Origin of the sequence: Propionivibrio sp. (genome assembly GCF_017995515.1) — a bacterium.
Lineage (GTDB): Bacteria > Pseudomonadota > Gammaproteobacteria > Burkholderiales > Rhodocyclaceae > Propionivibrio.
In genome coordinates this window covers 16,667-20,745 of record NZ_JAGOIT010000062.1, presented here as the reverse complement: position 1 = coordinate 20,745, position 4,079 = coordinate 16,667, and the positions used below count along the sequence as shown (strand labels likewise).

Here is a 4,079-nt window from a genome sequence, read left to right as displayed (position 1 = left end):
TCGATGCCGACACCGCAGTTGTTCTGTTCGCAGTAGAAATCCCACACCGCGCTCCACGGCATGCTCTTCTGCTCTTCCATGAGCGCCAGGCGCGTCGTGTAGTCGCCGGCCTTCTCCGCGTCGCGCAGCGCCTTGGTCGGGTCGAGCAGCGAACGCAGCAGCGCCTTCTTCATGTTGCGCGTGCCGATGACCCAGGCCGCGATCCGGTTGATCGAGGCGTCGAAGAAATCGAGGCCGATCAGCACGCGCTTTTCCAGCCCGTTGCGAATGATTTCATTGGCGATGGCTTGCGTTTCATCGTCGAGCGTCACCACGTGGTCGCTGTCCCAACGGACGGAGCGCGTCACGTGCAGCAGCACCTGATCGACGAAGGGCATGACGGCCGTGATCTTGTCGGAGACGATCTCGGTCGGGTGGAAGTGGCCGGCGTCGAGGCAGAGCGCGGTCTTGCGCGAGACGGCGTAGGCCATGTAGAACTCGTTGGAACCGACGGTGTAGCTCTCGGCGCCGATGCCGAACAGCTTGCCTTCGACGGCGACGACGTGGTGCTTGTTCGGTACGTCGGCGTTCATGATCTCGTCGAGCGCCGAGAGCAGGCGCTCGCGCGGCGCCGAGCGGTCGGCCGGCATGTCCTTCATGCCGTCCGGAACCCAGATGTTCATCGCGCAGGGCGTGCCGAGCTCCTCGCCGAAGTAGTCGGAGATGCGGCGGCAGGCGATGCAGTGGTCGATCCAGAACTGGCGGATGATCGGATCGGGATGCGCCAGCGTCATGCCGTCGACGAAGTTCGGGTGCGAGAAACAGCTCGGGTTGAAGTCCAGCCCGATGCCGAGCTTCTTCGCCCAGTCGACCCACGATTTGAAGTGCTTCGGCTCGATCTTGTCGCGCGCCACCTTCTCTTCGGTGTCGAGATAGATGGCGTGCAGGTTGAAGCGCTTGGCGCCGGGGATCAGCGCCATCGCCTGTTCGGCGTCCTGGCGCAGTTGGGCGGCCGTCTTGGCTTTGCCCGGATAGTTTCCGGTCGTCTGGATGCCGCCGCTCAGTGCGACATCGGGCATCTCGAAACCGGCGACGTCGTCGCCCTGCCAGCAGTGCATCGATACCGGAATGGCGGAAAGCGCCTTGAGGGCGGTGTCGGTATCAATGCCGGCGAGGGCGTAGCGCTTCTTGGCCTCGTCGTAGGCGGTGCGGGTCAGGTTGCTCATGGGGCGGCTCCTTCTGGTGTGGGGTAGTGAGTCTGTTGATCAGGCCGGACGCTGCTGGCCGAGTCCTTGAAAGCGGAGCCAGTGCTGCTCGATGCTTTCGGCGTGCTCGGTTCGGGGCTGCAGCGTTTGTCCGGAAAATTCCTTGCGAATCAGGGTGCGAATCGCTTTGCGATCGGCCAGGTGGCCGAGGGCGCGCAATTGGCAGGTGATGTTGCCGAGCGCGGAGGCTTCGATCGGCCCGGTGAAGACCGGCAGCCGGCAGAAATCGGCGCAAAGCTGGTTCAGAAAGTCATTTTTGCTGCCGCCGCCGACGATGTGGATGCGCTTGTACTGGCGGCCGGTGAGCGTGGTCAGCGCTTCGAGCGTCTGCCGGTAGAGGAAGGCGAGGCTCTCGAAGATGCAGCGCGCGAACTCGCCGGCGGTCTGGGGTTCGCCCTGGTTCGTTTCGCGGCAGTAGTCGGCGATAGCCTGCTTCATCGATGTCGGATTGAGGAAGCGGTCGTCGTTCGGGTTGATCAGGTAGGCGAAGGGCGTGCAGGTATCGGCCTGCGCGACGAGGTCGGCGAACGAATGCTCGGGGTAGGCGTCGCGCAGGCGCTGAATCAGCCACAGCCCCATGATGTTCTTGAGCACGCGGTAGGTGCCGTCGACGCCGCCTTCGTTGGTGAAGTTGGCGGCCAGCGCGCGTTCGTCACAATAGGGAACGTCACTCTCGATCCCCATCAGCGACCAGGTGCCTGAGCTGATGTAGACCGAGTCTTCGTCTTCCAGCGGCACGGCGAGCACGGCGGAGGCCGTGTCGTGTGTGGCCGGCGTGATGACCTTGACCCGGCCCCCGTTCGGGGAAACCCACTCGCCGATGACGGTGCCGGGCTGGGTCAGGGGCAAAAACCAGTGCAGCGGAATGCCGAGGCTGCGCAGCAGATCGATATCCCACGATTGGGTCTTGACCGAGATCAGCTGGCTCGTGCTGGCATTGGTCGTCTCGCACGACTGCGTGCCGCACAGGCGGTATTGCAGGTAGTCCGGCATCAAGAGTAGCGTGCGGGCGCGCGGCAGCCAGTCGGGATTCTCGCGCAGCAGCGCGACGAGCTGGTAGATCGTGTTGAACTGCAGGAAGGCGATGCCGGTGCGCTCGTAGAGCCTTTCGCGCGGGATCGTCTTGAAGACCTCGTCCATCACGCCATCGGTACGGTGATCGCGATAGGCAACCGGCTGGCCGAGCATCTTGCCGTCCGCGTCGAGCAGCACGAAATCGACCGCCCACGTGTCGACGCCGACGGAGGCGAGCTTGATGCCGCGATCGACGATCTTTTCGAGGCCGACGTTGATCTGCTCGACCAGGTCGTCGACGTCCCAGCAATCGTGGCCGTCGCGATTCACAAAGCCGTTGTCGAAGCGATGAACCTCCTCGATGCTGAGCGTCTCGCGCGCGGCGCCCAGGCAGGCGAGCAACACGCGTCCGCTTGAGGCACCCAGATCGACGGCAGCAACGAATGTGTCCATTTGGCAAGATTCAGAAGTGATTGCGATGGACGCATCTTCGATCGATTGCTGTTACACAACCTTACAAAAATTGCCACATAAGAGTCTTGTTTGGCGAAAAGACGCAACCGGCGTGATCGGCGGTTGTGATGGGAAAGTGCCGGCGCGGGCGGCGGGAAGCCTTGCAGGCGAGGCGATTGACAGCGTTACCGTGCGCGGGGATAGTCTTCGTCGTCGTATCCGAAGGTCTGAACAACAACCCCTCGAACAAGAAGAGAACGAAGAGAACGTATGGCAAACATCCTTATCGTCGACGATCAGGCCAACGTACGGACGGCCGTCCTGCAACTCCTGCTTTCGTGCAACCGTAGCGACCTGACGATCGATCAGGCGACCAATGGCAGCGATGCGTTGCGCAGGCTGCAGGCGAAGAAGTACGACCTGCTGATCAGCGATACCGAGATGCCCGGCATGAACGGCGCCGATCTCATGCACGCCGTGCGCGCCGACGAGAAGCTGAAGCAACTCCCGGCCATCCTCATGCTCGCCGTCGGCGCCGGGAAGCAGGACGTTCTGGACGCCGTCGCACTGGGAATCTCGGGCTTCATCATCAAACCCTTCCGGCCTGAGCAACTGCGGGCGCAGATCAAGAAGGTGATGGGATGGTAGATAGGAATGGAGACAGCGGTTTGATCGCGGCGCTTGCGTGGCAAGGCGGCCATTGGTTGAACCAACCGCAGGATTTTGTTGCTGACGATACCGGTCTTCACGTCGTCACCGATGCCGGCTCCGATTTCTGGCAGGAGACCTTCTACGGCTTCAAGCGCGATGCTGAGCAGTGTAGTCACCATCGGCCAATCCGACTGGGCCACCAACCCGTACGAAGGGAATCCGCAGGACTTACAGCCTACTGCGACAAGACATACGACAACAATTGCGTAATGGACCGCGACCCTTAGCAGTTTTTTCATGGGCGATGTCCTATTTGATCTTGGTGTTCTGGCCCTCATCAAGCAATGGCTCAAAGCCCCGGTCATTGGTGAAGACGACAATGGAGTGAAGAAGACCGTAGGCGGCGGCAAGGCCAATCGCCGGGGAACGCCGCAAGGCGGAGTCATTTCCCCGCTACTGGTCAACTGCTACCTGCATATTCTCGACCGGCTATGGCAACGGCGGCATTTGAAAGGAAAGCTGCAAGCACATATTGTGCGTTACGCAGATGACTTTGTCGTCCTGTGCCGAAAAGATGTCGAGGCACCGCTGAAGGTGGTGCGCCGCGTGCTGGAACGACTGGACCTCAGTCTCAACGAGGCTAAGACCCGTATCGTGGATGCTACCCAAGCCAGCTTCAACTTCCTCGGGTTTGCGATTCAGATGAGTCGGGGGGGG

General features: G+C 61.6%; 5 protein-coding genes. 3 read left to right on the top strand and 2 right to left on the bottom strand.

The annotated features are described in order from the left end of the window. Positions 1-1,205: L-rhamnose isomerase (locus KBA32_RS11220; RefSeq protein ID WP_294358952.1), on the bottom strand; the 1,205-nt coding region annotated here is incomplete at its 3' end. A gap of 39 nt (positions 1,206-1,244) precedes the next feature. Then, positions 1,245-2,711, bottom strand: a complete 1,467-nt coding sequence (gene rhaB / locus KBA32_RS11215) for a rhamnulokinase (protein WP_294358950.1) — start codon at positions 2,709-2,711, stop codon at positions 1,245-1,247. 270 nt (positions 2,712-2,981) lie between these two features. On the opposite strand from rhaB, the gene KBA32_RS11210 reads away from it, so the two are divergent. From KBA32_RS11210 to KBA32_RS11205, 3 genes are all read left to right on the top strand, one after another. Next, positions 2,982-3,359, top strand: coding sequence for a response regulator (locus KBA32_RS11210; RefSeq protein WP_294358948.1), 378 nt, complete (start codon positions 2,982-2,984; stop codon positions 3,357-3,359). Continuing rightward, complete coding sequence (locus KBA32_RS17140) at positions 3,353-3,649, top strand: DUF1349 domain-containing protein (RefSeq protein ID WP_367113776.1); 297 nt, start codon at positions 3,353-3,355, stop codon at positions 3,647-3,649. The genes KBA32_RS11210 and KBA32_RS17140 overlap by 7 nt, the downstream gene beginning before the upstream one ends. A gap of 10 nt (positions 3,650-3,659) precedes the next feature. After that, positions 3,660-4,079 (top strand): reverse transcriptase domain-containing protein (locus KBA32_RS11205; protein WP_294358947.1); only part of this gene is annotated, 420 nt, incomplete at its 3' end.

Coding starts and splice junctions, on each gene's coding strand:
- rhaB (WP_294358950.1), bottom strand. CDS start 2,711: ATGGACACATTCGTTGCTGCCGTCGATCTGGGTGCCTCAAGCGGACGC.
- KBA32_RS11210 (WP_294358948.1), top strand. CDS start 2,982: ATGGCAAACATCCTTATCGTCGACGATCAGGCCAACGTACGGACGGCC.
- KBA32_RS17140 (WP_367113776.1), top strand. CDS start 3,353: ATGGTAGATAGGAATGGAGACAGCGGTTTGATCGCGGCGCTTGCGTGG.